Origin of the sequence: Blastococcus deserti (assembly GCF_042682525.1) — a bacterium.
GTDB lineage: Bacteria > Actinomycetota > Actinomycetes > Mycobacteriales > Geodermatophilaceae > Blastococcus_B > Blastococcus_B deserti.
Map to the genome: position 1 here is coordinate 1 of NZ_JBHUHP010000028.1, position 23,473 is coordinate 23,473.

Sequence of the window (23,473 nt, forward strand, 5' to 3'; positions counted from 1 at the left end):
CGCAAGGTGTGCAGCTGACCGGTACTAACAGGCCGAGGACTTGACCACACACCCCCTTCCGGGGGGGCACGACCCGCGTGTCGAGTCACCCATGAAGAAAGTCTCGCGTCCACTGTGCGGTTCTGAACGCACGAACCAGATCCAGGTCCCTGATCGGTTCCACATGTTCACAGCGTTACGGCGGCCATGGCGAGAGGGAAACGCCCGGTCACATTCCGAACCCGGAAGCTAAGCCTCTCAGCGCCGATGGTACTGCCCTGGAGACGGGGTGGGAGAGTAGGACGCCGCCGGACAACCATTACCGAACGGGGGTCAGAGCCACGCGCTCTGACCCCCGTTCGCGTTTCCTCTTGTTTTCCTCCGTCGGCAGCTCGTCGATGCGTGCCGCCGATCCTGAAGAGGTAGTTCCCACGTCATGACATCTCCGCGACGCGGCTCCGGTGGAGCGCGGGACGATCGCAACACAGGAGGCGGACGAGGATCCGCCGGCGGGGGCAGGTCGAACACGCCGCGAGGCGGTGGGTTCGGGCGAGGCGGCTTCGCCGGCCGCGGCGGGGGTCACGCTGGTGGTGGGTCTCTCCGCCGGGCGCAAGGCGGCTCACCCCGCGGTGCGGGAGGCACCCCGGGTGCCCGGCAGGGCGCGGGGCGGGGCGGAGCTGCGTCGGGTGACGAAAGCCGGACCTGGCAGGAGCGGCGGCCTCGCGGCGACCGGCCGACGGGTGATCGCCCGTCGTGGCAGGACCGCCGTCCTCAGGGTGATCGGCCGCAGCGCCCCGGCGCTGCCGGCGCCGGTCGTGGTGACCGGCCGACGGGGGATCGGCCGCAGTGGCAGGACCGCCGTCCCCAGGGTGATCGGCCCCCGGGTGATCGGCCGCAGTGGCGGGACCGCCGTCCCCAGCATGATCGGCCCCAGCGCCCCGGCGCTGCCGGCGCCGGCCGTGGTGACCGGCCGACGGGTGATCGGCCGACGGGTGATCGGCCGCAGTGGCAGGACCGCCGTCCTCAGGGTGGTCGGCCCCCGGGTGATCGGCCGCAGTGGCAGGAGCGCCGTCCTCAGGGTGATCGGCCGCAGCGCCCCGGCGCTGCCGGCGCCGGTCGTGGTGACCGGCCGACGGGTGATCGGCCGCAGTGGCAGGACCGTCGTCCTCAGGGTGGTCGGCCCACGGGTGATCGGCCGCAGTGGCAGGAGCGCCGTCCTCAGGGTGGTCGGCCCACGGGTGATCGGCCGCAGTGGCAGGAGCGCCGTCCTCAGGGTGATCGGCCGCAGCGCCCCGGCGCTGCCGGCGCCGGTCGTGGTGACCGGCCGACGGGTGATCGGCCGCAGTGGCAGGAGCGCCGTCCTCAGGGTGATCGGCCCACGGGTGATCGGCCGCAGCGCCCCGGCGCTGCCGGCGGCGGCCGTGGTGACCGGCCCACGGGTGATCGGCCGCAGTGGCAGGACCGCCGTCCTCAGGGTGATCGGCCCTCGTCCGGGCGTGGGCAGCGGCCCGAGGCACCGCGCGGGGACCGCGCCAACTGGCGGGACCGGCGGCCCTCCGACGACCGTCGCGACGACCGGGGCGGCGGACGACCGTCCGCGGCCGGCGTGGAACGTCGTCCGCCGCTGCCGCCTGGCCCGGAGATCCCCGATTGGGTCGATGTCCGGGACCTCGACCCGGCGGTGCGCAACGCCCTCCGCGGGATGGATCCGCGCAACGTCGAGCGCGTGGCCGGGCATCTGGTCGCCGCCGGCACGCTCGTCGAGGAAGACCCCGTCGCGGCGCTGGCACACGCCCGAGCCGCCCGTGACCGGGCCTCGCGTGTGGCGGCGGTGCGGGAGGCGGTCGGCGTGGCGGCGTACCACGCCGAGGACTACGCGGAGGCAGCCCGGGAACTGCGCGCCTATCGCCGGATGAGCGGCGACGAGGGGTACCGGGCCGTCCTCGCCGACTGCGAGCGGGCGCTGGGGCGGCCGGAGGTGGCTCTGCGGCTCGTCGCCGAAGCCCTCGCGGACGACCCGGACCCGGAGGAGGCCGTCGAGCTCCGGATCGTGGAGTCGGGCGCCCGGCTGGACCTCGGCGAGGACGCCGCGGCCCGGCTCGTGCTCGAGGCGGCGCTCGGGGATTGCCTGGACCCGGCATCCCTGCATCCGGGGGACGCCGCCCGGCTCCGGCTCGCTTCCGCCTACGCCGATCTGCTGCAGCGCCAGGGAGAGACCGAGCGCGCCACCGACTGGCTCGTCGCGATCGCCGGCGCCGATCCGGAGGACCGGACCGGAGCCGTCGAGCGGCTCGGTATCTCGTTCACCGATCTGGAGGACCAGCAGTTCGGCGAGGAGCCCGACGTGGATCTCGACACCGCCGCGGAGGACGGCGTGGCCGCCGCGGAGGGCAGCGTCCCGCAGCCGTCGGCTCCCGAAGCAGTGCACCGGCTGCCCGAGGACGACCACGGTCTCGGCCGGAGCTTCGACGAGGAGGTCGAGGCGGAAGTCGCAGAGCTGCTGGGCGAGACCGACGAGCCGCCGGAGCCACCGGCGGGCAGCGGTTCCGGCGAGGACGAGGCACCCGCCGGGGACTGACCCCGACAGCGGTGGCCGGGCCGTCCACACCGCCCCCCGGCGAAGCTCCTATTGCTCGTCAAGTCCCGGGGTGGGTGAGGGCGGCGTAGACCTCGCGGGCGACGTAGCGCTTGAGGCAGCGAATGATCTCTGGCCTGCTCATGCCTTGGGTGGTGCGCCTGGCGACGTAGTCCCGGGTCCGCTGGTCGGTTCCCATTCGGACCAGGACTACGTGGGTGTCTTCGTGGGTGTCGACGCCAACGGTGACAGTGCGCGTCTGGACTGCGATCGTGGTCATGTGCCATGACTCCTGACGTGGAATGGCACGCGCGGCCGGACGGGCGGACAGGACAGTGACGGGGCCTCTAGCCAGGCTCCTCTGAGGTCACGTTCGTCCGGCTGTTGCGCGTGTTGGGGCACCGCTGCCGGGCCGACAGTTCGCGTGAAAGGCACACCGGCCAGTCCACAGACGGGTCAGACCCCGCAGCGGCGCTGATCATGCACAGGCATCATCACTGTCCACAGATGCGCACGAGCTCTGGGCCGGGCACGGTCCGGCCGTCAGGCTCCCTGCATGAGCGTGGCTGTGATCGACCGGAACGACGTGGTGCTCCGTGGGCGGATGTCCGCCCCGGCGGAGATCCGGACGCTGCCCAGCGGCGATCCGCTGCTGACCTTCCGGCTCGTCGTGCGGCGGCCCGAGCCGCGAGCCAGAGGGCAGTCGGTGGACGTGCTGACCTGCATCACGTACGACCGTGGCCTGCAGCGGCGCGCGGCGCTGTGGCAGCCGGGTGACGTCGTGGAGGTCGAGGGTGCTCTGCAGCGCCGGTTCTGGCGCACGGGCAGCGGCACGGCGTCGGTCTGCGAGGTGAACTGTCGCAGGGGCCGCAAGGTGCCACGAACGGGTGCCACCTCCACCGAGCGCACGGCGTGAGCCCACCGACCACCGGATCAGTCGGCCAGCGGACGCAGCACCAGACCGGTTCGCGGCTTTGGGACGAACAGCGTGGACTTCCTCGGCATCCGTGCTCCGGCCCGCGCCACCGCCGCGACGTCCGAGGGCGAGGGAGCCCGGAGCAGCAGCGCGACACCGGCGCGGTCGGCCGCCAGCCGGACGGCCTCGTCGACGCTGTGCGCGATGAGGACCGAGTCCGGGTCGTCGGGGCGGTGCCAGAGCCGCTCGAGCAGCCCGTAGTGCGCCAGGACGACGTCCAGCCCCCGCCAGGCCGGCGGCGCCTCTGGTGGAACGGTCGCCCGGACATCGGCCGAGGGTTCGGTCAGCCGGACCACCCGGGAGCCGTCGGTGACGAGGAACCCCGCCTCGTCCGGAGTGCCCAGCCACCGGCGGACCGCGTCGGCGGCCCCGATGCCCGCCGTCGTCACCTCCGCGACGCGGAAACCGGCGGACGCGGCGTCGACGGCCGGTTCCAGGTCCAGGTCCGGGATCACGCGGTGGATCGGATCCACCCGCAGGCCCCCGGGGCCCATCGGCGTGACCAGCGCCAACACCCGGTCGCTGCCCGGCCCGGCACCGGGCGTCCGCGCGTGGGCGCGGGCGGCGGCGAAACGATGGTGCCCGTCGGCGATGACGGCCCCGGTCCGGGCGAGGGCGGCCACCACCCGGTCGAGCAGGGCCCGGTCGGTCACCCGCCACAGCCGGTGCTCGACTCCGTCGGCGTCCTCCACCGTCATCACGGGTGCCCCCTGGCGCACCACGTCGGTGAGCGCGGTGACCTCCGGATCGGGGTCGTGGGCCAAGACGATGGGCTCCAGGTCGGTGCTGGTGGCCGCCAGCAGCGCCCGCCGTCCCTCGACGGCCACCGGATAGGTGTCCTCGTGCGGGAGGACCGCGGACGAACCGGCCGGCGGGAGCGCCACCGCGCCCAGCCAGCCCGTCGTCGCCGGTGCGGCGGCAGGGCGCAGCTCGTAGCACCACAGCGCGGGTTCGTCGTCGCGCACCAGCACGCCCTCGTCCTGCCATCGGCGCAAGGTGGCAGCGGCGACCTCGGCCGAGCGTCCGCCCGGGCCTGGCTCAGGGGCGGGGAGGATCAGCCGCACGACGTTGTGCGGGTCGGTCCCGGCCAGCCGCTCCCGGCCGGCGGGGGTCACGAGGTCGTAGGCTGGCGAACTCACCCGGGCGAGATGCTCGGGGTCCCGCTGCCGATAGGTCAGGGCACGGAAAGGGCGGACGTCGAGTCCGGTCGCCGACGTGGACGACCGGGACGACGACTCGGGCACGTGGTCGATCGTAGGAGCGGTCGGTTCCTGCCCGCCGCAGGTGGTCCCGCCGTGCCGGACGGGCGCGTCGACGGGGCGCGGGGACGACTCGAGGGAGAGGGGGCGGGAGTGCCGGAAAGCTCCCCCGAGGGCGGCGTCTACGAGTGGTTCCAGCGCGGCGTCCAGCTGCTGCGCAACGGTGACCCGGCCGCCGCGGCCACCCTCCTCGCCCGCGCCCGCGCCGCCGAACCGGGCTCTCGCAGCATCCTCGAGGCGCTGGCGAGGGCCCAGTACGACACCGGGCGCTACCAGGAGGCCGTCGTCAGCTTCACCGCGCTGACCGCGGTGAGTCCCACCGACGACTACGCCCACTTCGGGCTGGGGCTGGCCGCCAGCCGGGCGGGGGAGCTCCGGCTCGCCGCCGAGCACCTGGCCCTCGCCGTGGCGATGCGCCCAGACCTCGGGCACTACAGCCGTGCGTTGCGCGGCGTCCGCGCCCGGCAGGCGGCCGAGTCCGCGTGACCGCCGCCCGCCCCGGATCCATCCATCCCCGGCAACCGGTCCCGGCCACGCTCGCCGCCGGCAGCAGCACACCACCCTGCCGGGTCTACGACGTCGCGCTGCTCGACCTCGACGGGGTCGTCTACGTCGGCCCCCACGCCGTTCCCGGCGTCCCCGAGGCCCTGATGGCGGCCCGGGCCGCCGGCATGCGCCTGGGCTTCGTCACCAACAACGCCGCGCGACCTCCGGCTGAGGTCGCCCGCCACCTCAGGGAGATCGGCGTCCCCGCCGAGGCGGCCGACGTCATCACCAGTTCCCAGGCCGCGGCGACCGTCGTCGCGGAACTGCTCGGACCGGGCGCCGCCGTGCTCGCGGTGGGCGGTCCCGGGGTCGCAACCGCGCTGACCGCGGCGGGCCTGACCGTCGTCGAGCGTGCCGAGGACCGTCCCGCGGCGGTGGTCCAGGGGTACGGGCGCGACGTCGGCTGGAGCCATCTGGCCGAGGCGGTGGTGGCCGTCCGGAACGGTGCCCGGCACGTCGCCACGAACGTCGACGCCACGGTCCCCTCGCCGCGCGGCCCGTTGCCCGGCAACGGCGCCATGGTCGGCGTGGTCGCCGCCGTCACCGGACAGGCGCCCCTGGTGACGGGCAAGCCGGACCCGGCCATGCACGCCGAGTGCGTCCGCCGGACAGGGGCGCGACGTCCCCTGGTCGTCGGCGACCGGCTGGACACCGACATCGAGGGGGCCCGCCGTGCGGGTGCGGCCAGCCTGGTGGTCCTGTCCGGTGTGACCGATGCCGCGACGCTGCTCGCCGCTCGACCCGACCACCGTCCCGATCTGCTCGCCGCGGATGCCTCCGGTCTGCTCCACCCCCACCCGCCGGTCATCAGTGACGGGCGCACCTGGCGGTGCGGCGGGTGGTCGGCCCGGGTGGCCGAGGGGGAGGACGTCCTCGTCCTCGAAGCCGGCGACGGGAACACCGTCCTGGCCGACGGGGACGCCGGTCCGGCCGACGGGGACGGCGATGCGGCCGACGGGGACGGCGATGCGGCCGACCGGGACGGCGATGCGGCCGACCGGGACGGCGACGGGCTCGACGGCCTCCGGGCGCTGTGCGCGGCCCACTGGTCGCGGCACCCCGACCGGGCGGCGCCCGTGCAGGTCGTCGCGGCCGGCGCCCGCGCGCAGGCGGCGGTCACCCGCTGGGCGCTGACCGGCGCCCGGCCCGTGGCGTAGCGGCGCCGCGGGCTCAGAGCAGCTTGCGCAGGCGCAGGAGGTCGCGCAGCCCCGCCTCGAGCTTCACCCGGCCGCTGGCCCACGCCGGCCCGAAGTGGAGCTTCCCGTTCGTCAACGCCACCAGGTCGTCGCTGTTCATCGTCAGCCGGATGTCGGCCTTGGGCACCGCGGGGCCGTGCGGCAGCACGTGCAGATCGCGCACCGCACCCGCACTGAGCCGGCCGACCACGACCTCGTCGAGGTCGGTCAGCCGGCAGGAGAGACTGCGGTCCAGCCCCTCGGCCGCCGGGTTCGCGGCAAGGTCGCCCAGGATGCTCCGGAGGGCGGTCATGCACTGATCCATCGTCGCCACGCGGGCGGACCTCCAAGGCTGGACGGCGGTCGTACCGGACGAGGGACGGTATCGCTTCGCGCGCTCGACCGTGCCCGTCGTCCCCGGCCGGTAACCTCGCGTGCGAACCCGCCTTCCGGCCGAGCACGAGCCGGCCGTCCCCCAGAACACCCGTCCTCACGTCAGCGGAGGGTCACCACGATGACCGAGCCGAGCTCGTCGCGACCGGTTCCGGGTCCACCGCGGCCCGGCCCGCGCCCCGACGCCGCCGCGGAGTCCGGACCCGCCACCGACTCCGAGGACCCCTTCGCCGACCTCGCCGAGCGTCCCGTCGCCGACCACGTGGCGGTCTTCGAGACCGAGCACGCCCGTCTCGAGCGCGAGCTCGGCACGATCGACCGGCTCTGATGGCCCGCCGCAGCCGGCTCGACGCGGAGCTCGTGCGGCGGGGCCTGGCCCGGTCCCGCGAGCACGCCGTCGCCCTGATCGCCGAAGGCCGCGTCGCCATCTCGGGGCAGGCCGCCACCAAGCCTGCCACCGGCGTCGACGCGGCCACCCCCGTCGTGGTGCGCACCGATCCCGACCAGCCGAGCTGGGTCTCCCGGGGCGCGCACAAGCTGCTCGGCGCGCTCGATGCCTTCCCCGTCACCGTCGAAGGCCGGCGGGCGCTGGACGCGGGAGCCTCGACCGGCGGTTTCACCGAGGTGCTGCTCAGCCGCGGTGCTGCCGAGGTGGTGGCCGTCGACGTCGGCTACGGCGAGCTGGCGTGGTCGCTGCGCACCGACGAACGCGTCAGCGTCCACGAGCGCACCAACGTCCGCACGCTCACTCCGGAGGCGATCGGCGGGCCGGTGGACCTGGTCGTCGCCGACCTGTCGTTCATCTCCCTGCGCCTCGTCCTGCCGGCACTCACCGCCTGCGCCACGGCCGGCGCCGACCTCCTGCCGATGGTGAAGCCGCAGTTCGAGGTGGGCCGCGAGCGCCTGGGAGCCGGCGGCGTGGTGCGCGATCCCGAGCACCGCGTGCAGGCGGTCCTCGAGGTCGGGGCCGCCGCGGCGGCCGTCGGCTGGGGAACGGCCGGAGTGGTGGCCAGCCCGCTGCCGGGCCCGGCCGGCAACGTGGAGTTCTTCCTGTGGCTGCGCCGTGACGCGCCACCGGCCCGGGAGGGCGACGTCCGTCGAGCAGTCCAGGAGGGCCCGTCGTGAGCCAGCCCAGCGAGGGCACGTCCACCACGCCGGAGGAGCACCGCCGCGTCCTCCTCACAGTCCACACCGGCCGCCGGGACATCGTCGAGCTGGCCCGGACGTCGGCCGCCCGGCTCACCGCGGCCGGCATCGTGGTCCGCGTGCTCGCCGAGGAGGCCGACGAGCTCGACATCGCCGACGCCGAGGTGGTGCCCGCCGACTCGGAGGCAGCCGCGGGCGCGGAGATCGTCATGGTCTTCGGCGGCGACGGCACCTTCCTGCGCGCCGCCGAGCTGGCCCGCTACACCGACGCGGCGCTCATGGGCGTCAACCTCGGCCGCGTGGGCTTCCTCGCCGAGACCGAGCCGGAGGCGGTGGAGGAGACGCTGCTGGCCATCGAGCGGTGCGAGTACTCGGTCGAGGAACGACTGGCGCTGGAGGTCGACGTCCTCGACGGCAGCGGTGCGGTCGTCGGCGGAACGTGGGCACTGAACGAGGTCTCGGTCGAGAAGGCGCAGCGGTCGCGGGTGCTCGACGTCGTCCTCGCCATCGACGGCCGGCCGCTCACGAGCTTCGGCTGCGACGGCGTTCTCTGCGCCACCCCCACAGGCTCCACGGCCTACGCCTTCTCCGCCGGTGGGCCGGTCGTGTGGCCCGACGTCGAGGCCCTCCTCCTGGTGCCGAGCAACGCGCACGCCCTCTTCGCCCGGCCCCTGGTCACCTCGCCGAACTCGGTGCTCAGCGTCGCCGTCCCGGCCGACGGCAACCGGTCGCGGGTGTCGGCCGACGGCCGGCGCATGGTGGAGGTGCCCGACGGCGGCCGGGTCGACGTCCGGCGCGCCGACCGGCCGGTGCGGATCGCCCGGGTGCACGCCTCGACGTTCGGCGACCGGCTGGTGGCCAAGTTCGGGCTGCCGGTCCGCGGCTTCCGCGACGCCCGGCACCACCACGCCGGACCGGGCCACGAGCTGTTCACCAGCCGCAACGTCCTGACCCGCGACATCGTGACCGGCGACGGCAGGACCGACGGCGTGACCGCGGGGGAGGTGACCGGTGCCGGCGCGCACGATGAATGAGCGGCCGGCCGAGCAGATGCCCGCCGTCACGGACGTCGGCGATCCCCCCGGGCGGCTCACCGAGCTCCGGATCCGCGGCCTGGGCGCCATCGACGACGTCACCCTGGAGCTGGGCAGCGGGCTGACCGTCGTCACCGGCGAGACCGGTGCGGGCAAGACCATGGTGGTCACGGGTCTGACGCTGCTCTTCGGCGGCCGCGCCGACCCCGGACGGGTCCGGGCGAACGGCAAGGCCGGCGTCGAGGGGCGCCTCGTCCTCCCGCCGGACTCGCCGGCGTGGGAACGGGCCGCCGACGCGGGCGCCGACCCCGACGACGACGGCAGCCTGATCCTGGCGCGCACGGTGAGCGCCGAGGGGCGCTCCCGCGCCTTCCTGGGCGGCCGGAGCGTGCCCGTGGGTGTGGTCGCCGAGCTCGCCGAGGGGCTGCTCGCCGTCCACGGGCAGACCGACCAGCTGCGCCTCTCCCGCCCCGCCGAGCAGCGCCGCGCACTGGACCGCTACGCCGGGCCGGCCCACCTGGCCCTCCTCGAGCGCTACCGCGACGCCTACCAGCGCTGGCGCGAGCTGGCCGCCGACCTCGAACGACGGCGCAGCCAGGCCCGGGAGCTGGCGCAGGCCGCCGACGTCCTCCGGCACGGACTGGAGGAGATCTCCGCCGCCGCGCCGGAGCCGGGGGAGGACGAGGCCCTGGACACCCAGGCCAAGCGGCTCGCCGACGCCGACGCGCTCCGGGCCGCGGCCGACGAGGCCCGGCTGGCCCTGGTGGGCGACGTCACCGGCGACTTCGGCGGGGGAGAGGCCCCCCAGGACGCCACGGCGGCTCTCGCCACGGCGGAGCGGGCGCTGGCCGGCTCGGACGACCCGACGCTGGTGCTCCTGGCGCAGGACCTGGCCGACGCCGTCGCCGTCGTGTCCGACGTCGCCGCCCAGCTGGCCGGCTACGTCGCCGACCTCGACGCCGACCCCGGACGCCTGGCCGAGGTGCTCGACCGGCGTGCCGCCATCACCGCGCTGGTGCGCAAGTACGCCGGTCCGGGGGAGGGGCTGGCCGGAGTCCTGGCCTGGGCCGAGGACGCGAGCCGACGACTGGCGGAGCTCGACGTCTCGGACGAGGCGCTCGAGGCACTGGCCGCCGCGCGGGACACCGCCCGCGCCGAGGTCGACGACCTGGCCGCGCAGGTCTCCGCGGGCCGGCGGGCGGCCGCGGAGGGGTTCGCCGCCGAGGTGGGCAGGGAGCTGGCCGGCCTGGCCATGAAGAGCGCGACCGTCTCCTTCTCCGTCGACAGTCATCCGGACGAGCCAGGGTCGGAGGGCGTCGACGACGTCGCCCTGCTGCTGGCCGCCCACCCGGGCGCTCCGCCGCGGCCGGTGCACAAGGGTGCCTCGGGCGGTGAGCTCTCGCGGGTGATGCTGGCCATCGAAGTCGTCTTCGCCGGTGCGGACCCCGTCCCCGTCATGGTCTTCGACGAGGTGGACGCCGGGGTGGGCGGACAGGCGGCCGGTGAGATCGGACGCCGGCTGGCCCGGCTGGCCCGGGACCACCAGGTCGTCGTGGTCACCCACCTGGCGCAGGTCGCCGCGTTCGCTGACACGCACCTGGTCGTGGACAAGGCGCCCGACACCGGCGCCGGGGTGACCGCGACCGACATCCGGGCCGTCGAGGGGGAGGACCGCGTGCGGGAGCTGGCCCGGATGCTCTCCGGGCTCAGCGACAGCGACACCGGCCAGGCCCATGCGCGCGAGCTCCTCGCGGTGGCGGCGGCCGCGAGGACCTGACCGGGCCGGTTTCCCGCCCCTTGTGACGCACGCCACGACCGGGTGATGTCGGGAGTGCACAACATGGTCGCGGGGTAGGCGCCGCCGATGACGTGCTTCTCCTCGGCCGACGAGTCGGCGCACTACGGCTTCTCGGTCTGCATGCTCCTGGAGCACTACCGCTCGCACCTGCGGTGGGAGGACGAGGGCGTCGTCGAGCTCGGGACCGGTGACGCCACCGCCATCGCCGACGTCGTCCGGTCCCTGCCGGGGCTGCGGGTCCGCAGCTACGACATCAGCGCCCCCTCGGTCGAGGCAGCCCGCGCCAACATCGCCGCGCGCGGCGTGGCCGACCGCTACACCGTCGAGCTCGGGGATTTCTTCGACCAGGCCGACTCGGCCGGCGGCCCCCCGGTGTCCACGGTCATCTCCAACCCGCCCTACATCCCCGCGCCCGACCGCGACATCCGCATGCCCGAGCTCTGGGGCGGCGTCCGCGGCAATGACCTGGTGCTCCAGCTGCTCAAGGCCGGCTACCCGAACGTCATCACGGCCGTGGCCAGCTACTCCGACCCCGAGACCACCGTGCGCACGGCCGGCGACCTCGGCTACCGGGTGGCCAACTTCCTCGCCATGGGCCTGGACTTCGGCACCTACAGCAGCGAGCCCAAGGTGCGCGACCACATCCGCCGGCTGTGCGCCGACGGCCACGGCTGGGCGGCGGACGACGGGTACATGGTCGCCGTCGCCCTGTTCACCACCGACCCCGACGTCCCCGGCGACCGCGCCGACCAGTTGCTCAAGGCGCTGCAGCTCTGACCCGACGAGGGCGCCCGGAGGGTTCCTGAGGCGGGTCAGGAAGCCGCCCCTGCGCGGCGGTCCGAGGAGTGGAGGCCCCCGGGACGAGGACCGGGAAGGACTCCACGCGGCAGGGAACGGCACGTGGCCGCGGGCGTCGTCCGGGGGACGACAGATGTCAGCGCCTCTTCGCGTAGCCGGCCAGGCCGAACTGCAGGAGGGAGAGCCCGCGCCGGCCCTGGCGGCGGAGCTCGGCGGACAGTTCCGGGCCGCCGGCACCGGCGAGCACCCGGTCCCGGGCGAGCTCCAGCAGGGAGGCGTACAGCCCGAGGACGGCGTGCGCGGCCAGCCAGGGCTCCACCTGGCCGGCGCGGGCGCCGGTCTCCTCGGCGATCAGCTCGGCGAGGGCGTCGGTGAGGTCGCCGAGGATCTCCCGCTCCCGCACCTGGAGCGTCCGGCTGCCACGGATCACGCGGGCCATCCGTGCCACGCCCTCGACCGCCTCGGGTGAACCGAGCACGCTGACCGCGGCGACGACGAAGCTGCCCGCCGCCGCGGACACCGACTCGCCGGCGGGCCGGCGCCGCACCGCGTCGAGCAGCGCGGCCCGCATGGGCGGATCGGCGTCGAACACCAGGCCTTCCTTCACGGGGAAGTGGTTGAAGACGGTCTTCTCCACCACACCCGCGCGGCGGGCGATCTCCATGACGCTCACCGCGTCGAAGCCGCGCTCGGCGAACAAATCCGCCGCCGCGTCGACGATCCTGGCCCGCGTCTCCTGCCGGCGCCGCTCCCGGGCCCCCGGCCCCCGTGCGGCCCCGCGTCCGCGGTCGCCTTCCGCGGCGGGCTGCGACCCGGCGGCCGGCTCGCACTCGGCGGCCGGCGACGGTTCTGGAGCAGGCGACGGCTCGGGAGCGGGCGCCGCTCCGGGGCCGGGCGACCGTCCCGGAGCGAGGGACGGCTCCGCGCTCTCGGGCCGGACCGGAGGAACCGCCCTGATCACCGCCCCGGCGGCGACCGCCGCCGTGTCCTCCGCCCCCGCCGGGGATCCGGTCGGCGGGTCGGTCCGGTGCAGGGCGTGGGCCACTCCAGTCACACGAGCAACGCTAGTCACGACTCGGTAACGGTCCAGCTCGCGGACGGCGGACGCCGGACCGGGCGTGTCGCCGCCGCCGTCGTGTCGGACACACTCCGTGACCAACAGGTCGCCGAGGCGCGTCGGACGACCGACCGCTCAGGCCAGCGTGAAAGCATCGCGGCATGCGCATCGGCACCCTTCGGCGCGGCCGGGCACAGGACACCGGGTCCGGGATCGTCGGCATCGTCCGGCTGGACCGCCGCACCAAGAACCTGACCAAGCGGCTCCAGCCCGGTGACATCGCCGTGATCGACCACGTCGACATCGACCGGGTCAGCGCCGACGCGCTGGTCGGTTGCAAGGTGTCCGCAGTGGTCAACGCCGCGCCCAGCATCTCCGGCCGCTATCCGAACCTGGGGCCCGAGATCCTCATCAACGCCGGCATCCCGCTGCTGGACGCCGTCGGCAAGGAGGTGTTCGCCCGCTGCAAGGAGGGCACGCACCTGCGGCTCGAGGGCAACCAGCTGCTCACCGACGACGGCGAGGTCGTCGCCGAGGGCACCCTGCACGACAGCGCCTCGGTCGCCCTCGCCATGGCGGAGGCGAAGGCGGGCCTGTCGACCCAGCTCGAGGCGTTCGCCACCAACACCATGGAGTACATGAAGCGGGAGCGGGCGCTCCTGCTCGACGGGGTGGGCGTGCCCGACGTGGCCACGCCGATCGAGGGCCGGCACGTGCTGGTCGTCGTCCGCGGCTACGACTACAAGGAGGACCTGCACGCACTCCGCCCCTACATCCGGGACTACCGGCCGGTGCTCATCGGCGTCGACGGTGGCGCCGACGCGCTGCGGGAGGCCGGCTACCAGCCCGACATGATCGTCGGGGACATGGACTCGGTCAGCGACGACTCGCTCACGTGCGGCGCCGAGGTGGTCGTGCACGCCTACGCCGACGGCCGCGCTCCCGGGCTGGCGCGGGTCCAGGACCTCGGGGTGGACGCCATCACGTTCCCGGCGTCGGCCACCAGCGAGGACATCGCCATGCTGCTGGCCGACGAGAAGGGGGCCACCCTCATCGTCGCCGTCGGCACCCACGCCACCCTGGTCGAGTTCCTGGACAAGGGCCGGGGCGGCATGGCCTCGACCTTCCTCACCCGCCTGCGCCTGGGTGGCAAGCTCGTCGACGCCAAGGGCGTGAGCCGGCTGTACAAGAGCCGCATCTCCACCGCCGCGCTGGTGGTGCTCGTCCTCGCCGCGTTCCTCGCCATCGGCTCGGCGCTCGCGGTGTCGGCGGTCGGGCGGGTGTACCTGGACCTCCTGCTCGACCAATGGAACAGCTTCGTGTTCTGGTTGGAGAACCTCTTCTCGTGATCGACTTCCGCTATCACCTGGTCTCGCTGATCGCCGTGTTCCTGGCGGTCGCGCTGGGGATCGTCATCGGCACCACCGCGTTGAACGAGCCGATCCTCGCCGACATCGAGAACCAGGTCGCCGACCTCGAGCAGGACAAGCGGGCGCTGGAGGACCGGACCCAGCAGCTGCAGACGCAGCTGGACACCGCCGACGCGTTCGAGCAGGCCGTCGCCCCTGCGCTCGTCGAGGGGACCCTGGCCGGCCGCCGCGTCCTGCTGGTCAGCACGAACGAGGAGGTCGCGCCGGAGACCGTCGAGGACCTCACGGCACTGGTCACCGCCGCGGGCGGAACGGTGGCCGGCTCCCTCGCCCTGCGGCCGGAGTTCAGCGACCCCTCCAGCGAGGCGGGCCTGCAGAGCTACGTCACCGGCTCCGGCCGGCCCCCGGGCATCCAGCTGCCCGAGACGGACGACACCGGCCGTCTGGTGGCCAGCCTCATGGCGCAGGTGCTGATGATCCCGTCGTCGGGCGCGGCCCCCGCTGACGGCGCCGCGGTCTCCTCGGTGCTCGGCGGGCTCGTGGCCCTGGACGTCCTGACCCAGACCAGCGACTCCGTCGCCCCCGCCGACCACGCGATCGTCCTGACCTCGGGTGCGCTCCCGGGGGACGACGCCGCCGAGCGGAACGCCGCCGTCGTCGACCTGGTCTCGGCCCTCGACAGCGCCGGATCGGGCGTGGTCGTGGCCGGGGACACCGTCTCGGCCGGTGAGAACGGCCTGGTGGGCGCCCTGCGCGCCGACCCAGCCCTCTCCTCGACGGTCTCCACGGTCGACAACATCGGCACGGCGGCCGGCCGGATCAGCACCGTGCTGGCCCTCAGCGGTGAGCACGACGGCACGTCGGGGCGGTACGGCACTGGTGAGGACACCCAGCCGGTCCCGCCGGTCCCCGCCGCCGCACCGTGAACGGCCATGCTCGGGGCGCTGCCGGGGCTCCGCGCACCGGCGGGAAGGCGCTGCTGGCACTGGCGGGCGCGGGCCTCGCGCGCGCGGCGCTGGCGGGCGCGGCCACGCTCGGCGCGCGGCCGGCCGGCGTGCGGTGGCGCCGCATGAACTACGCCGGCCGGGCGGTGACCCTGCTGGGTGGGCCGGCACTGGCCGCCTCGGCGACGGCCACCGCGGTCCTCGGCGCCCCGGCCGGCACACGGGCGGCCGCCGCGGTCGTCGGCACGGTCTCCGGGGTGGTCGGCGGGTACGACGACCTTGCCGGGGCCCGGCCGGAGCAGGCTCGCGACAAGGGGCTCGCCGGCCACCTCGCCGCGCTGCGGGCCGGTCGCGTCTCCGCCGGCGCGGTGAAGGTGGCGGGCATCGGGGCCGCCGCCGCGGTCGCCGCCGTCCTGACCCGCCGCGGCACCGGAAGCGGCGCCCTGGTCGACGGCGTGCTCACCACCGGCCTGGTGGCCGGGACGGCCAACCTGCTCAACCTGCTCGACCTGCGCCCCGGCCGGGCCGGCAAGGTTGCTGTGCTGGGGGCGGCGGCCGGCCTCGGGGGAGCCGCCGGTGGGCTCGTCGCCGGACCGCTCGGGGCCACGCTCGCGGTGCTGCCCGACGACCTGGGCGAGCGGGTGATGCTGGGGGACAGCGGCGCCAACGCCCTCGGGGCGCTGCTCGGCCTGCGGCTGGCCGCGCTTCCCGGGCGGGCCTCGCGCGCCGGCCTCCTGGCCGCGGTCGTGGGCCTCACACTGGCCAGCGAGAAGGTCAGCTTCACACGGGTCATCGAAGCCACGCCGGGACTGCGCGAACTGGACCGCCTCGGCCGCCTCCCGTCGTGAACCGCCGCACGGTCGCCCAGGGCGTCGCCGGCGCGGCGGCACTGATCGCCGTCCTGACGCTCCTGGCCCGGCTGGCCGGGTTCGGCCGCACCCTCGTCTTCACCAACACCGTCGGTGCCGACAGCACCGGGGACACCTACCAGGCGGCCAACACCGTCCCCAACATCGTCTTCGAGGTGGTCGCCGGCGGCGCGCTGGCCGGCCTCGTCGTCCCGATGCTCGCCGGTGGCATCGCCGCCGGCGACCGGGAGCAGGTGCGCCGGACGGCGTCGGCCCTGCTCGGCTGGACGCTGCTGGTCCTGACCCCCCTCGCGGTCGCCGTCGCCCTCCTGGCCGAGCCCATCGCGCGCCTGCTGCTGGGCGCCGGCGACGACGCGGAGGTGGCGCTGGCCGCCCGCTTCCTGGTGGTGTTCGCGCCCCAGGTGGTGCTGTACGGGATCGGCATCGTGCTCACCGGCGTGCTGCAGGCCCACCGGCGGTTCGCCGGCCCGGCCCTGGCCCCGCTGCTGTCCAGCCTGGTCGTCGCCGGCGCATACCTGCTGTTCGCCGGCATCGGCGGGGCGCGCGAGGCCGACGACCTCTCCCGCCCTGCCGAGCTGGTCCTCGGCGTCGGGACGACGCTCGGCGTGGTGGCGCTGAGCCTGAGCCTGCTCGTCCCCGTGCGCGGTCTGCGGCTCGGGCTCCGGCCGGCGCTGCGGTTCCCCGTGGGCGCCGCGCCGCGGGTGCGCCGGCTCGCCGCGGCGGGTGTCCTGACCCTTTCCGGCCAGCAGCTCGTGGCGGCCGTCGCCATCCGGCTGGCCGCCGACGGGCCCGACGGCACCCAGGTCGTGTACGCCGCCGGGCTCACGCTGTTCCTGGTGCCGTGGGCCGCCCTCGCCGTCCCCCTGGCCACCTCGGCCTACCCGGGGCTCGCCGAGCGGGCCGACGCCGGGGACGATCGGGGGTACCGCCGTGCTCTGGCGCCGGTCGCCGTGCTCGTGGTCGCCGGATCCGCCGTGGCGGCGGGGCTGCTCGTGGCGGTCTCGGGCCCGATGGCGCGGATCTTCCTCGCGGGCGCGTCCCCGACGGTCGTGGCGGCGCTGCGCGACACGATCGTCGCCTTCGCCCCCGGTCTGCCCGGGTACGCGCTGGTCGCGCTGCTCACCCGGGCGCTGTACGCGCGCGGACTGTGGAAGGCGCCGACGGTCTGCGTCGTGGGTGGGTGGCTGCTGGCCGTCGTCGCGGACGTCGCCCTGGCGCGGCTGCTCCCCGTGGCCGACCGCGGCCTGGCGCTCGGCGCGGGTCACAGCGTCGGCGTCCTCGTCGCGGGCCTGGGCCTCCTGGTTGGCGTCACCCGCACCGCCGGACGCGGTGCCCTGGCCGGCGTGGTCGCCGCCGGCGTGCCGGCCCTCGCCGGGTCCGCCCTCGGTGCGGCGGCAGGGTGGGCGGTCGTCCGCGCGCTGGGCGCCGACCCCGTGCCCCCGGGCGTGCCGGCGGCGCTGGGCGCCGGGCTGGCCGGGGCGGGGACCACCCTCGTGGTCGCGCTGGCGGTCATGATGGGCACGGCGCGCCGTCCACTGGCAACGGCGTGGCGGACGCTGCGCGCACCGGAGCGCCCGGCCCCGGCCGACGGGGGCGACCGTACGCGGGCCGCACGGCCCGCGACCGCGGGCGACCGACAGGAGGTGCACGGTGACTGAGGGCTCGCCCCTGCGCGGCCGCCGCATCACCGAGGTGCTGGCGACCAGCGCCGGCGGCGTCGGCAGTCACGTCCGGACGATCGTGCCCGCGATCCGGGCCGCGGGTGCCACCGTGCGGGTCTGCGGCGCACCGGCGACCGAGGAGCTGTTCGCCTTCACCGCCACCGGCGCCGACTTCCGCCCCGTGGGCATCTCCGCCGGCCTGGCGCCCGTCGCCGACAGCCGCGCGGTCGCCCAGCTGCGCCGGGCGGTAGAGGGCATGGACCTGCTCCACGCCCACGGGCTGCGCGCCGGGCTGGTCGCGGCGCTGGCCCGCCGGCTCTCGGCCGATCGGACCCGGCCCCTGGTGCTCACCCTGCACAACGCCCTGCAGGAGGGCCCGGGTCTCCGCCGGAGGCTGCTCGAGGCCGTCGAGGGGGCGACGATCCGCGCCGCCGACATGGTGCTGGCCGTGTCGGGGGACCTCGCCGACAACGCCCGGCGGCTGGGCGCCCGCGACGTGCGCGTCGTCCCCGCCCTCGCGCCGCCGTTGCCCCCGGCCGCGCGCTCCCGCGACGAGGTGCGGGAGGAACTGGGGCTCGACGCGGGCCGGCCGCTGGTGGTGGCCGTCGGGCGGCTGCACCCGCAGAAGGGCTACGACGTCCTGCTCGCCGCCGTGGCGCGCTGGGAGGCCGACGGCCGGCTGCGGCCGGCCCCGCTGGTGGCCATCGCCGGCGACGGGCCGCTGGAGGCCGAGCTGGCCGGCCGCATCCGCGACGAGCGGCTCCCCGTGCTCCTGCTGGGCCGCCGGTCCGACGTCGCCGACCTGCTGGCCGCCGCCGACCTCTGCGTGCTGCCCAGCCGCTGGGAGGGCAGCCCCTTCACCGGCCAGGAGGCCCTGCGGGCCGGCACGCCGCTGGTCGCCACGCGCACCGGCGGCATGCCCGACCTGTTCGGGGACGCCGCGTCGCTGGTGCCGGTCGGCGACCCGGGCGCCCTCGCCGACGCCGTCGTACGGGTGCTCACCGACCCGGCGCACGCGGCCGAGCTCGCGGCGGCGGGCCCGCGCCGGGCCGCAGGCTGGCCCGACGAGGCGGCCGCCGGCCGGCAGCTCGTGGCGATCTACCGGGAGCTCCTCGGCGACCCACCCGGAGACGGCCCCTCGTGAGGCGGACCGGGCGCGCGATCGTGGTGCTGGGCGTCCTGCTCGCGCTGCTCCTGAGCTGCGCCGGGCCCGCCCCCGCGGCGGCCGACGACGCGGCGGCGGACTCCGTGGTCGTCGTGGGCGTACCCGGCCTCACCTGGGACGACGTCGACCCCACCGGCACGCCGGAGCTGTGGGCGCTGGCCGGGGACGCCACGATCGGCGCGCTGTCGGTGCGCGCGGCCCGCGGGACCACCTGCGTCCTGGACGGCTGGGCCACGCTCGGCGCCGGCAACCGCGCCCGCGTCCCGGGGCCCGACGACGGTCTGCCCCCGGTGCCGCTGCCCACCGTGCCCCTGCCGGAGGACCAGGCGGACGCGCCGCTCACGCCCCCGGAGGGCGACGGCGCGCCGCCGGAGCCGCGGCTGGACACCTCGCTGTCCCACTGCGGGCTGCAGGAGCGGGCGGCGAGCGTCGCGCTCGCCGATCCGCTGGCCACCGTGGAGCGCACGGCGCAGGACGAGGGCACCCGCCGCTTCGGCGCCGAGCCCGCCGCGCTGGGGCAGGCCGTGGGCTGCGCGACGGTGTCGGGCCGGGCCGCCACCCTCGCCGTCACCGCCCCCGACGTGGCGGTGACCCGGGCCGACGAGCTGCCGGCCGAGCCCGCCGCCCTGGCCGGTGTGCTGTCGGCCTGCCCCCTCGCCCTGGTCTCGCTGGACCAGCTGACCGACGCCGGCCGGCCCGGTGCGGAGAAGACCGACGACGGCACCGACCCGGCGCCGCGGGCCGACGCCTTGCTGCGCATCGACGAGGCCGTCGGCCGGATCAGGGCGGCGGTGGCCGCGATGCCCGGCGATCCGCTCCTGCTCCTCGCGGGCATCTCCGAGGTCAACGACGGCCGGCCGCAGCTGCACGTGGGGATGGCCACCGGCCCCGGCTTCGGCTCCGACGGGTGGCTGACCTCCGCCAGCACCGGGCGGCAGCCCTACGCCCAGCTCATCGACGTCGCGCCGACGGTCCTGCGGGCGCTGTCGCTGGATCAGCCGGCGTCGTTCAACGGCCAGCCGATGCGGGCCGCCGGGGAGCGACCGGCACTGGCAGCCGCCGTCGCGGAGCTCCGGCACCTCAACACGGCCGCCACCGTGCACCACCGCAACGTGGGCGTCTTCTTCTGGATCCTGGTGGCCCTCTCCGCCGGGATCCTCGCCGCGGGTGCCGCCGTCCTCGGCGGGTGGCAGCGTCGTCCGGCACCCGCCGCCGCGGGCTCCCGGGCCCGGGCCGTGCTCCGGGTCCTGGCGCTCGTCGTCGCCGCCGTCCCGGTGGCCACCTACCTCGCCGGGCTCCTCCCGTGGGAGCGGACCGGTGCACCGCTGGCGGCCCTCACCGCGGCCGTCGTGGCCGCCGACCTGGCCGTCGTCGCCCTGGCCCTGGCCGGGCCGTGGCGACGTTCGCGGCTCGGGCCACCGCTGGTCCTCGTCGCGCTCACGCTGGGCACGCTGCTCGCCGACGTGCTGACCGGCTCCACGCTGGAGCTCAACGGGCTGCTCGGGTACGACGCCATCGTGGCCGGCCGGTTCACCGGCTACGGGAACCTCAGCTTCGGGCTGCTCGTCACGGCCGCGCTGCTGGTCACCGCCGCGGTCGGCGCGCTCGCCGGGCGGCGCGCCGGTCCCCGCCGGGCCCGCTGGGTCACGGCGGCCACCGTGGTCGGCATCGGGCTGCTCACCGTCGGCGTCATCGGGGCGCCCGCCCTCGGCCGCGACTTCGGCGGCGTGCTGTCGGCGATGCCCGGCTTCCTGCTGCTGGCCATGCTCCTGGCGCGGGTACGGGTGACCCTGGTGCGGTTCGCCGCGATCCTGACCGTGGCCGTGCTGGCCGTCGGCACGGTGGCGGTGCTGGACTGGACCGGGCCGGCGGCCGAGCGCAGCCACCTGGGCCGCTTCGTCGAGCAGCTCCGCACCGGCGAGGCGTGGACCGTGGTCAGCCGCAAGGCAGAGGCCAACCTCGACATCCTGCTGGGCAGCCCGATGGCCTGGATGCTCCCGGTCGCGGCGGCGGCCGCGGTGTGGCTGCTGCGGCCGGGCGGTCTCCTGCGGGATGGGGCCGGCCTGCCCGCTCCCGACGCCGCGGTCCTGCGCGCCGGCCTCCTCGCCGCGGCGCTGAGCCTGACCCTGGGCGCCGCGGTCAACGACTCCGGCGTCGCGCTGCCCGCCACGGCCGCGGCGCTGCTCGTGCCGCTGCTGGTGTGGCTCGCCGCCGGGCGCGGCGGGGAGGGCACCGGTCGGGGGGAGACGTCCGGTGGCGCTCCCCACTCCGGACCGGCCGAGTCGCCGGATCGTGTTACGGTCGTCTCCCGTGGATCGACCGTCTGGAACACGTGATCATTCCGGGAACAGCAGCCTCCTGCTCCACAACAACCAGCCGACGAAGTTCGTCTTCGTCACCGGCGGTGTGGTGTCCTCCCTCGGCAAGGGGCTGACTGCCAGTTCGCTCGGCGCGCTGCTCTCCGGCCGCGGCCTGCGGGTCACCATGCAGAAGCTGGACCCCTACCTGAACGTCGACCCGGGGACGATGAACCCGTTCCAGCACGGCGAGGTCTTCGTCACCGAGGACGGCGCCGAGACCGACCTCGACATCGGGCACTACGAGCGCTTCCTCGACACCGACCTGACCGGCCGGGCCAACGTGACCACCGGCCAGGTCTACTCCGACGTGATCGCCAAGGAGCGCCGCGGGGAGTACCTGGGCGACACGGTGCAGGTCATCCCGCACATCACCAACGAGATCAAGGCCCGCATCATGGCCGGCGCCGAGGTCGCCGATCGCGTCGACGTGGTGATCACCGAGATCGGCGGCACCGTCGGCGACATCGAGTCGCTGCCGTTCCTGGAGGCCGCCCGCCAGGTGCGCCACGAGATCGGCCGGGACAACTGCTTCTTCCTGCACATCTCGCTGGTGCCCTACATCGCGCCGTCGGGCGAGCTCAAGACCAAGCCGACGCAGCACTCGGTGGCCGCGCTGCGCAGCATCGGCATCCAGCCCGACGCGGTGGTCTGCCGCTCCGACCGCGAGATCGGCACCGGGCTCAAGCGCAAGATCAGCCTGATGTGCGACGTCGACGCCGAGGGCGTCATCTCCTGCGCCGACGCGCCCTCGATCTACGACATCCCCAAGGTGCTGCACCGGGAGGGCCTGGACGCCTACGTCGTCCGCCGCCTCGGTCTGCCGTTCCGCGACGTCGACTGGACGGTCTGGGGCGACCTGCTCGACCGCGTGCACGCGCCGCGGGAGACGGTCACCATCGCCCTGGTCGGCAAGTACATCGACCTCCCCGACGCCTACCTGTCGGTGACGGAGGCCCTGCGCGCCGGCGGTTTCGCCCACCGGAGCCGGGTGCAGATCCGCTGGGTGCAGTCCGACGAGTGCGAGACCCCGGAGGGCGCCGAGCGTGCGCTGGCCGGCGTCGACGGCGTCTGCATCCCCGGCGGCTTCGGGGTGCGCGGCATCGAGGGCAAGCTCGGGGCGATCCGCTACACCCGGACCAACGGCATCCCGACCCTCGGGCTGTGCCTGGGCCTGCAGTGCATGGTCATCGAGTACGCGCGCAACGTCGCCGGCCTGGAGAAGGCCAACTCGGCCGAGTTCGACCCCGAGACCCCTGACGCCGTCATCGCCACGATGGCCAGCCAAGTGGACGTGATCGCCGGTGAGCGGGGTCTGGGCGGCACCATGCGCCTGGGCAGCTACCCGGCGAGCCTGCAGAAGGGGTCGGTCACCGCGGCGGCCTACGGCTCGACCGACATCACCGAGCGCCACCGGCACCGCTACGAGGTGGCCAACGCCTACCGCGACCGGCTGAGCGAGGCCGGGCTGGTCTTCTCCGGCACCTCGCCGGACGGGCTGCTGGTCGAGTTCGCCGAGCTGCCCCGCGAGTCGCACCCGTTCTTCGTGGGCACGCAGGCACACCCCGAGCTCAAGAGCCGCCCGACCCGGCCGCATCCGCTGTTCTCGGCGTTCGTGCAGGCGGCGATCGACTACCAGGAGGCCGCCCGGCTGCCGGTGCCGATCGACGAGATCGACCAGGAGACGGCGAAGGTCGGCATCTGATGACGACGCCGACGGGGGACGGCCGACCGCACGAGTTCCGGGTGCTCGACAGCGAGACCGTCTTCGAGGGGCGGGTCATCGCGCTGCGCCGCGACACGGTGGCCATGCCCGGGGGCGGGGACAGCGTCCGGGAGGTCGTCACCCACCCCGGCGCCGTCGCGGTGGTCGCGCTCGACGACCAGGACCGCGTGGTGCTGCTGCGCCAGTACCGCCACCCCGTCGGTGCCCACCTGTGGGAGCTGCCGGCCGGCCTGCGCGACGAGGACGGCGAGCCGCCCCTGCGCACCGCCCAGCGTGAGCTCGCCGAGGAGGCCCTCCTCGCGGCCGGCCGCTGGTCGCTGCTGGCCACCGTCTACAACTCGCCGGGCTTCAGCGACGAGCAGGTGCTCGTCTACCTGGCCGAGGAGCTCTCCGAGGTCGAGCGGCCCGATGGCTTCGTCGTCGAGCACGAGGAGGCGGACATGACGCTGGAGCGCGTGCCCCTGGCCGAGGCGGTGCAGCGGGTCTTCGACGGCGACATCCGCAACTCCTCGGCCGTGATCGGCGTGCTGGCCGCCGCGCAGGTCCGCAGCGGCGCCCCGCGCCTGCGGCCGGCCGACGGCGACTGACGCCGACCTCCCCTTCACGATCCCGCCGCCGCCGGCGTGCGCGCGCTCGCGGGCTCGG

At 75.5% G+C, this 23,473-nt stretch carries 22 protein-coding genes and 1 rRNA gene; 18 read left to right on the forward strand and 5 right to left on the reverse strand.

Annotated elements, in window-relative coordinates; all coding sequences use genetic code 11:
• Positions 1–176: 176 nt before the first annotated feature.
• Positions 177–293 (forward strand): 5S ribosomal RNA (gene rrf, locus ACFSHS_RS19030).
• 305 nt (positions 294–598) lie between these two features.
• Here rrf and ACFSHS_RS19035 read toward each other — a convergent pair.
• The gene (locus tag ACFSHS_RS19035) at positions 599–1,717 is read right to left on the reverse strand and encodes a hypothetical protein (protein WP_376879517.1); all 1,119 of its coding nucleotides are present in this window, start codon (positions 1,715–1,717) and stop codon (positions 599–601) included.
• Here ACFSHS_RS19035 and ACFSHS_RS19040 point away from each other — a divergent pair.
• Positions 1,706–2,557, forward strand: coding sequence for a tetratricopeptide repeat protein (locus ACFSHS_RS19040; RefSeq protein WP_376879519.1), 852 nt, complete (start codon positions 1,706–1,708; stop codon positions 2,555–2,557). The two genes, ACFSHS_RS19035 and ACFSHS_RS19040, sit on opposite strands and share 12 nt — an antisense overlap.
• A 58-nt stretch (positions 2,558–2,615) precedes the next feature.
• Here ACFSHS_RS19040 and ACFSHS_RS19045 read toward each other — a convergent pair whose 3' ends face one another.
• Positions 2,616–2,834, reverse strand: coding sequence for a hypothetical protein (locus ACFSHS_RS19045; protein WP_376879522.1), 219 nt, complete (start codon positions 2,832–2,834; stop codon positions 2,616–2,618).
• Positions 2,835–3,110: 276 nt separating this feature from the next.
• Between ACFSHS_RS19045 and ACFSHS_RS19050 the strand changes: the two genes are divergently transcribed.
• Complete coding sequence (locus tag ACFSHS_RS19050) at positions 3,111–3,470, forward strand: single-stranded DNA-binding protein (protein ID WP_376879524.1); 360 nt, start codon at positions 3,111–3,113, stop codon at positions 3,468–3,470.
• Positions 3,471–3,487: 17 nt separating this feature from the next.
• Here the strand turns inward: ACFSHS_RS19050 and ACFSHS_RS19055 are convergent, their stop codons facing one another.
• Entirely contained in the window at positions 3,488–4,669 is a 1,182-nt protein-coding gene (locus ACFSHS_RS19055) for a DUF1015 family protein (RefSeq protein WP_376879527.1), read from the reverse strand.
• Between the two features lie 213 nt (positions 4,670–4,882).
• On the opposite strand from ACFSHS_RS19055, the gene ACFSHS_RS19060 reads away from it, so the two are divergent.
• Both ACFSHS_RS19060 and ACFSHS_RS19065 read left to right on the forward strand, forming a co-directional pair.
• A complete protein-coding gene (locus tag ACFSHS_RS19060; protein ID WP_376879529.1) occupies positions 4,883–5,275 on the forward strand; it encodes a tetratricopeptide repeat protein in 393 nt (130 codons plus the stop codon).
• Positions 5,272–6,492, forward strand: coding sequence for an HAD-IIA family hydrolase (locus tag ACFSHS_RS19065; RefSeq protein ID WP_376879532.1), 1,221 nt, complete (start codon positions 5,272–5,274; stop codon positions 6,490–6,492). The genes ACFSHS_RS19060 and ACFSHS_RS19065 overlap by 4 nt, the downstream gene beginning before the upstream one ends.
• A gap of 13 nt (positions 6,493–6,505) precedes the next feature.
• Here ACFSHS_RS19065 and ACFSHS_RS19070 read toward each other — a convergent pair whose 3' ends face one another.
• Positions 6,506–6,823 carry an alkyl sulfatase C-terminal domain-containing protein gene (locus ACFSHS_RS19070; protein WP_376879534.1) on the reverse strand — a complete coding sequence of 106 codons (318 nt, stop codon included), beginning with the start codon at positions 6,821–6,823 and terminating at the stop codon, positions 6,506–6,508.
• Between the two features lie 201 nt (positions 6,824–7,024).
• Here ACFSHS_RS19070 and ACFSHS_RS19075 point away from each other — a divergent pair, with 201 nt between their 5' ends.
• The 5 genes from ACFSHS_RS19075 (at position 7,025) to ACFSHS_RS19095 (ending at position 11,658) form a co-directional block, all read left to right on the forward strand.
• On the forward strand, positions 7,025–7,231 hold the full coding sequence (locus ACFSHS_RS19075; protein WP_376879536.1) for a hypothetical protein: 207 nt from the start codon (positions 7,025–7,027) through the stop codon (positions 7,229–7,231).
• Positions 7,231–8,028, forward strand: a complete 798-nt coding sequence (locus ACFSHS_RS19080; protein WP_376879539.1) for a TlyA family RNA methyltransferase — start codon at positions 7,231–7,233, stop codon at positions 8,026–8,028. The genes ACFSHS_RS19075 and ACFSHS_RS19080 overlap by 1 nt, the downstream gene beginning before the upstream one ends.
• Complete coding sequence (locus ACFSHS_RS19085) at positions 8,025–9,083, forward strand: NAD kinase (protein WP_376879541.1); 1,059 nt, start codon at positions 8,025–8,027, stop codon at positions 9,081–9,083. Before ACFSHS_RS19080 ends, ACFSHS_RS19085 begins: the two co-directional genes overlap by 4 nt.
• The gene (gene recN / locus ACFSHS_RS19090) at positions 9,076–10,860 is read left to right on the forward strand and encodes a DNA repair protein RecN (RefSeq protein ID WP_376879544.1); all 1,785 of its coding nucleotides are present in this window, start codon (positions 9,076–9,078) and stop codon (positions 10,858–10,860) included. The genes ACFSHS_RS19085 and recN overlap by 8 nt, the downstream gene beginning before the upstream one ends.
• Positions 10,861–10,947: 87 nt before the next feature.
• Entirely contained in the window at positions 10,948–11,658 is a 711-nt protein-coding gene (locus ACFSHS_RS19095) for a class I SAM-dependent methyltransferase (RefSeq protein WP_376879546.1), read from the forward strand.
• 157 nt (positions 11,659–11,815) lie between these two features.
• Here ACFSHS_RS19095 and ACFSHS_RS19100 read toward each other — a convergent pair whose 3' ends face one another.
• Positions 11,816–12,733, reverse strand: coding sequence for a TetR/AcrR family transcriptional regulator (locus ACFSHS_RS19100; RefSeq protein WP_376879549.1), 918 nt, complete (start codon positions 12,731–12,733; stop codon positions 11,816–11,818).
• A gap of 164 nt (positions 12,734–12,897) precedes the next feature.
• Here ACFSHS_RS19100 and steA point away from each other — a divergent pair, with 164 nt between their 5' ends.
• Genes steA through ACFSHS_RS19140 form a run of 8 tightly spaced genes read left to right on the forward strand, consistent with a single transcriptional unit; the run spans position 12,898 to position 23,415 of the window.
• Complete coding sequence (steA, locus tag ACFSHS_RS19105; RefSeq protein WP_376879552.1) at positions 12,898–14,085, forward strand: putative cytokinetic ring protein SteA; 1,188 nt, start codon at positions 12,898–12,900, stop codon at positions 14,083–14,085.
• On the forward strand, positions 14,082–15,032 hold the full coding sequence (locus tag ACFSHS_RS19110; protein ID WP_376879554.1) for a copper transporter: 951 nt from the start codon (positions 14,082–14,084) through the stop codon (positions 15,030–15,032). Before steA ends, ACFSHS_RS19110 begins: the two co-directional genes overlap by 4 nt.
• Positions 15,029–15,898, forward strand: coding sequence for a hypothetical protein (locus tag ACFSHS_RS19115; protein ID WP_376879556.1), 870 nt, complete (start codon positions 15,029–15,031; stop codon positions 15,896–15,898). Before ACFSHS_RS19110 ends, ACFSHS_RS19115 begins: the two co-directional genes overlap by 4 nt.
• Entirely contained in the window at positions 15,895–17,577 is a 1,683-nt protein-coding gene (gene murJ / locus ACFSHS_RS19120; RefSeq protein ID WP_376879558.1) for a murein biosynthesis integral membrane protein MurJ, read from the forward strand. Before ACFSHS_RS19115 ends, murJ begins: the two co-directional genes overlap by 4 nt.
• The gene (locus ACFSHS_RS19125; RefSeq protein ID WP_376879560.1) at positions 17,570–18,724 is read left to right on the forward strand and encodes a glycosyltransferase family 4 protein; all 1,155 of its coding nucleotides are present in this window, start codon (positions 17,570–17,572) and stop codon (positions 18,722–18,724) included. The genes murJ and ACFSHS_RS19125 overlap by 8 nt, the downstream gene beginning before the upstream one ends.
• A complete protein-coding gene (locus tag ACFSHS_RS19130) occupies positions 18,721–21,081 on the forward strand; it encodes a hypothetical protein (protein ID WP_376879563.1) in 2,361 nt (786 codons plus the stop codon). The genes ACFSHS_RS19125 and ACFSHS_RS19130 overlap by 4 nt, the downstream gene beginning before the upstream one ends.
• Positions 21,056–22,807 (forward strand): CTP synthase, encoded by a 1,752-nt coding sequence (locus ACFSHS_RS19135; protein WP_458199695.1) that lies wholly within the window; start codon positions 21,056–21,058, stop codon positions 22,805–22,807. The genes ACFSHS_RS19130 and ACFSHS_RS19135 overlap by 26 nt, the downstream gene beginning before the upstream one ends.
• Complete coding sequence (locus ACFSHS_RS19140) at positions 22,807–23,415, forward strand: NUDIX domain-containing protein (RefSeq protein WP_376879565.1); 609 nt, start codon at positions 22,807–22,809, stop codon at positions 23,413–23,415. Before ACFSHS_RS19135 ends, ACFSHS_RS19140 begins: the two co-directional genes overlap by 1 nt.
• Positions 23,416–23,473 lie beyond the last annotated feature (58 nt).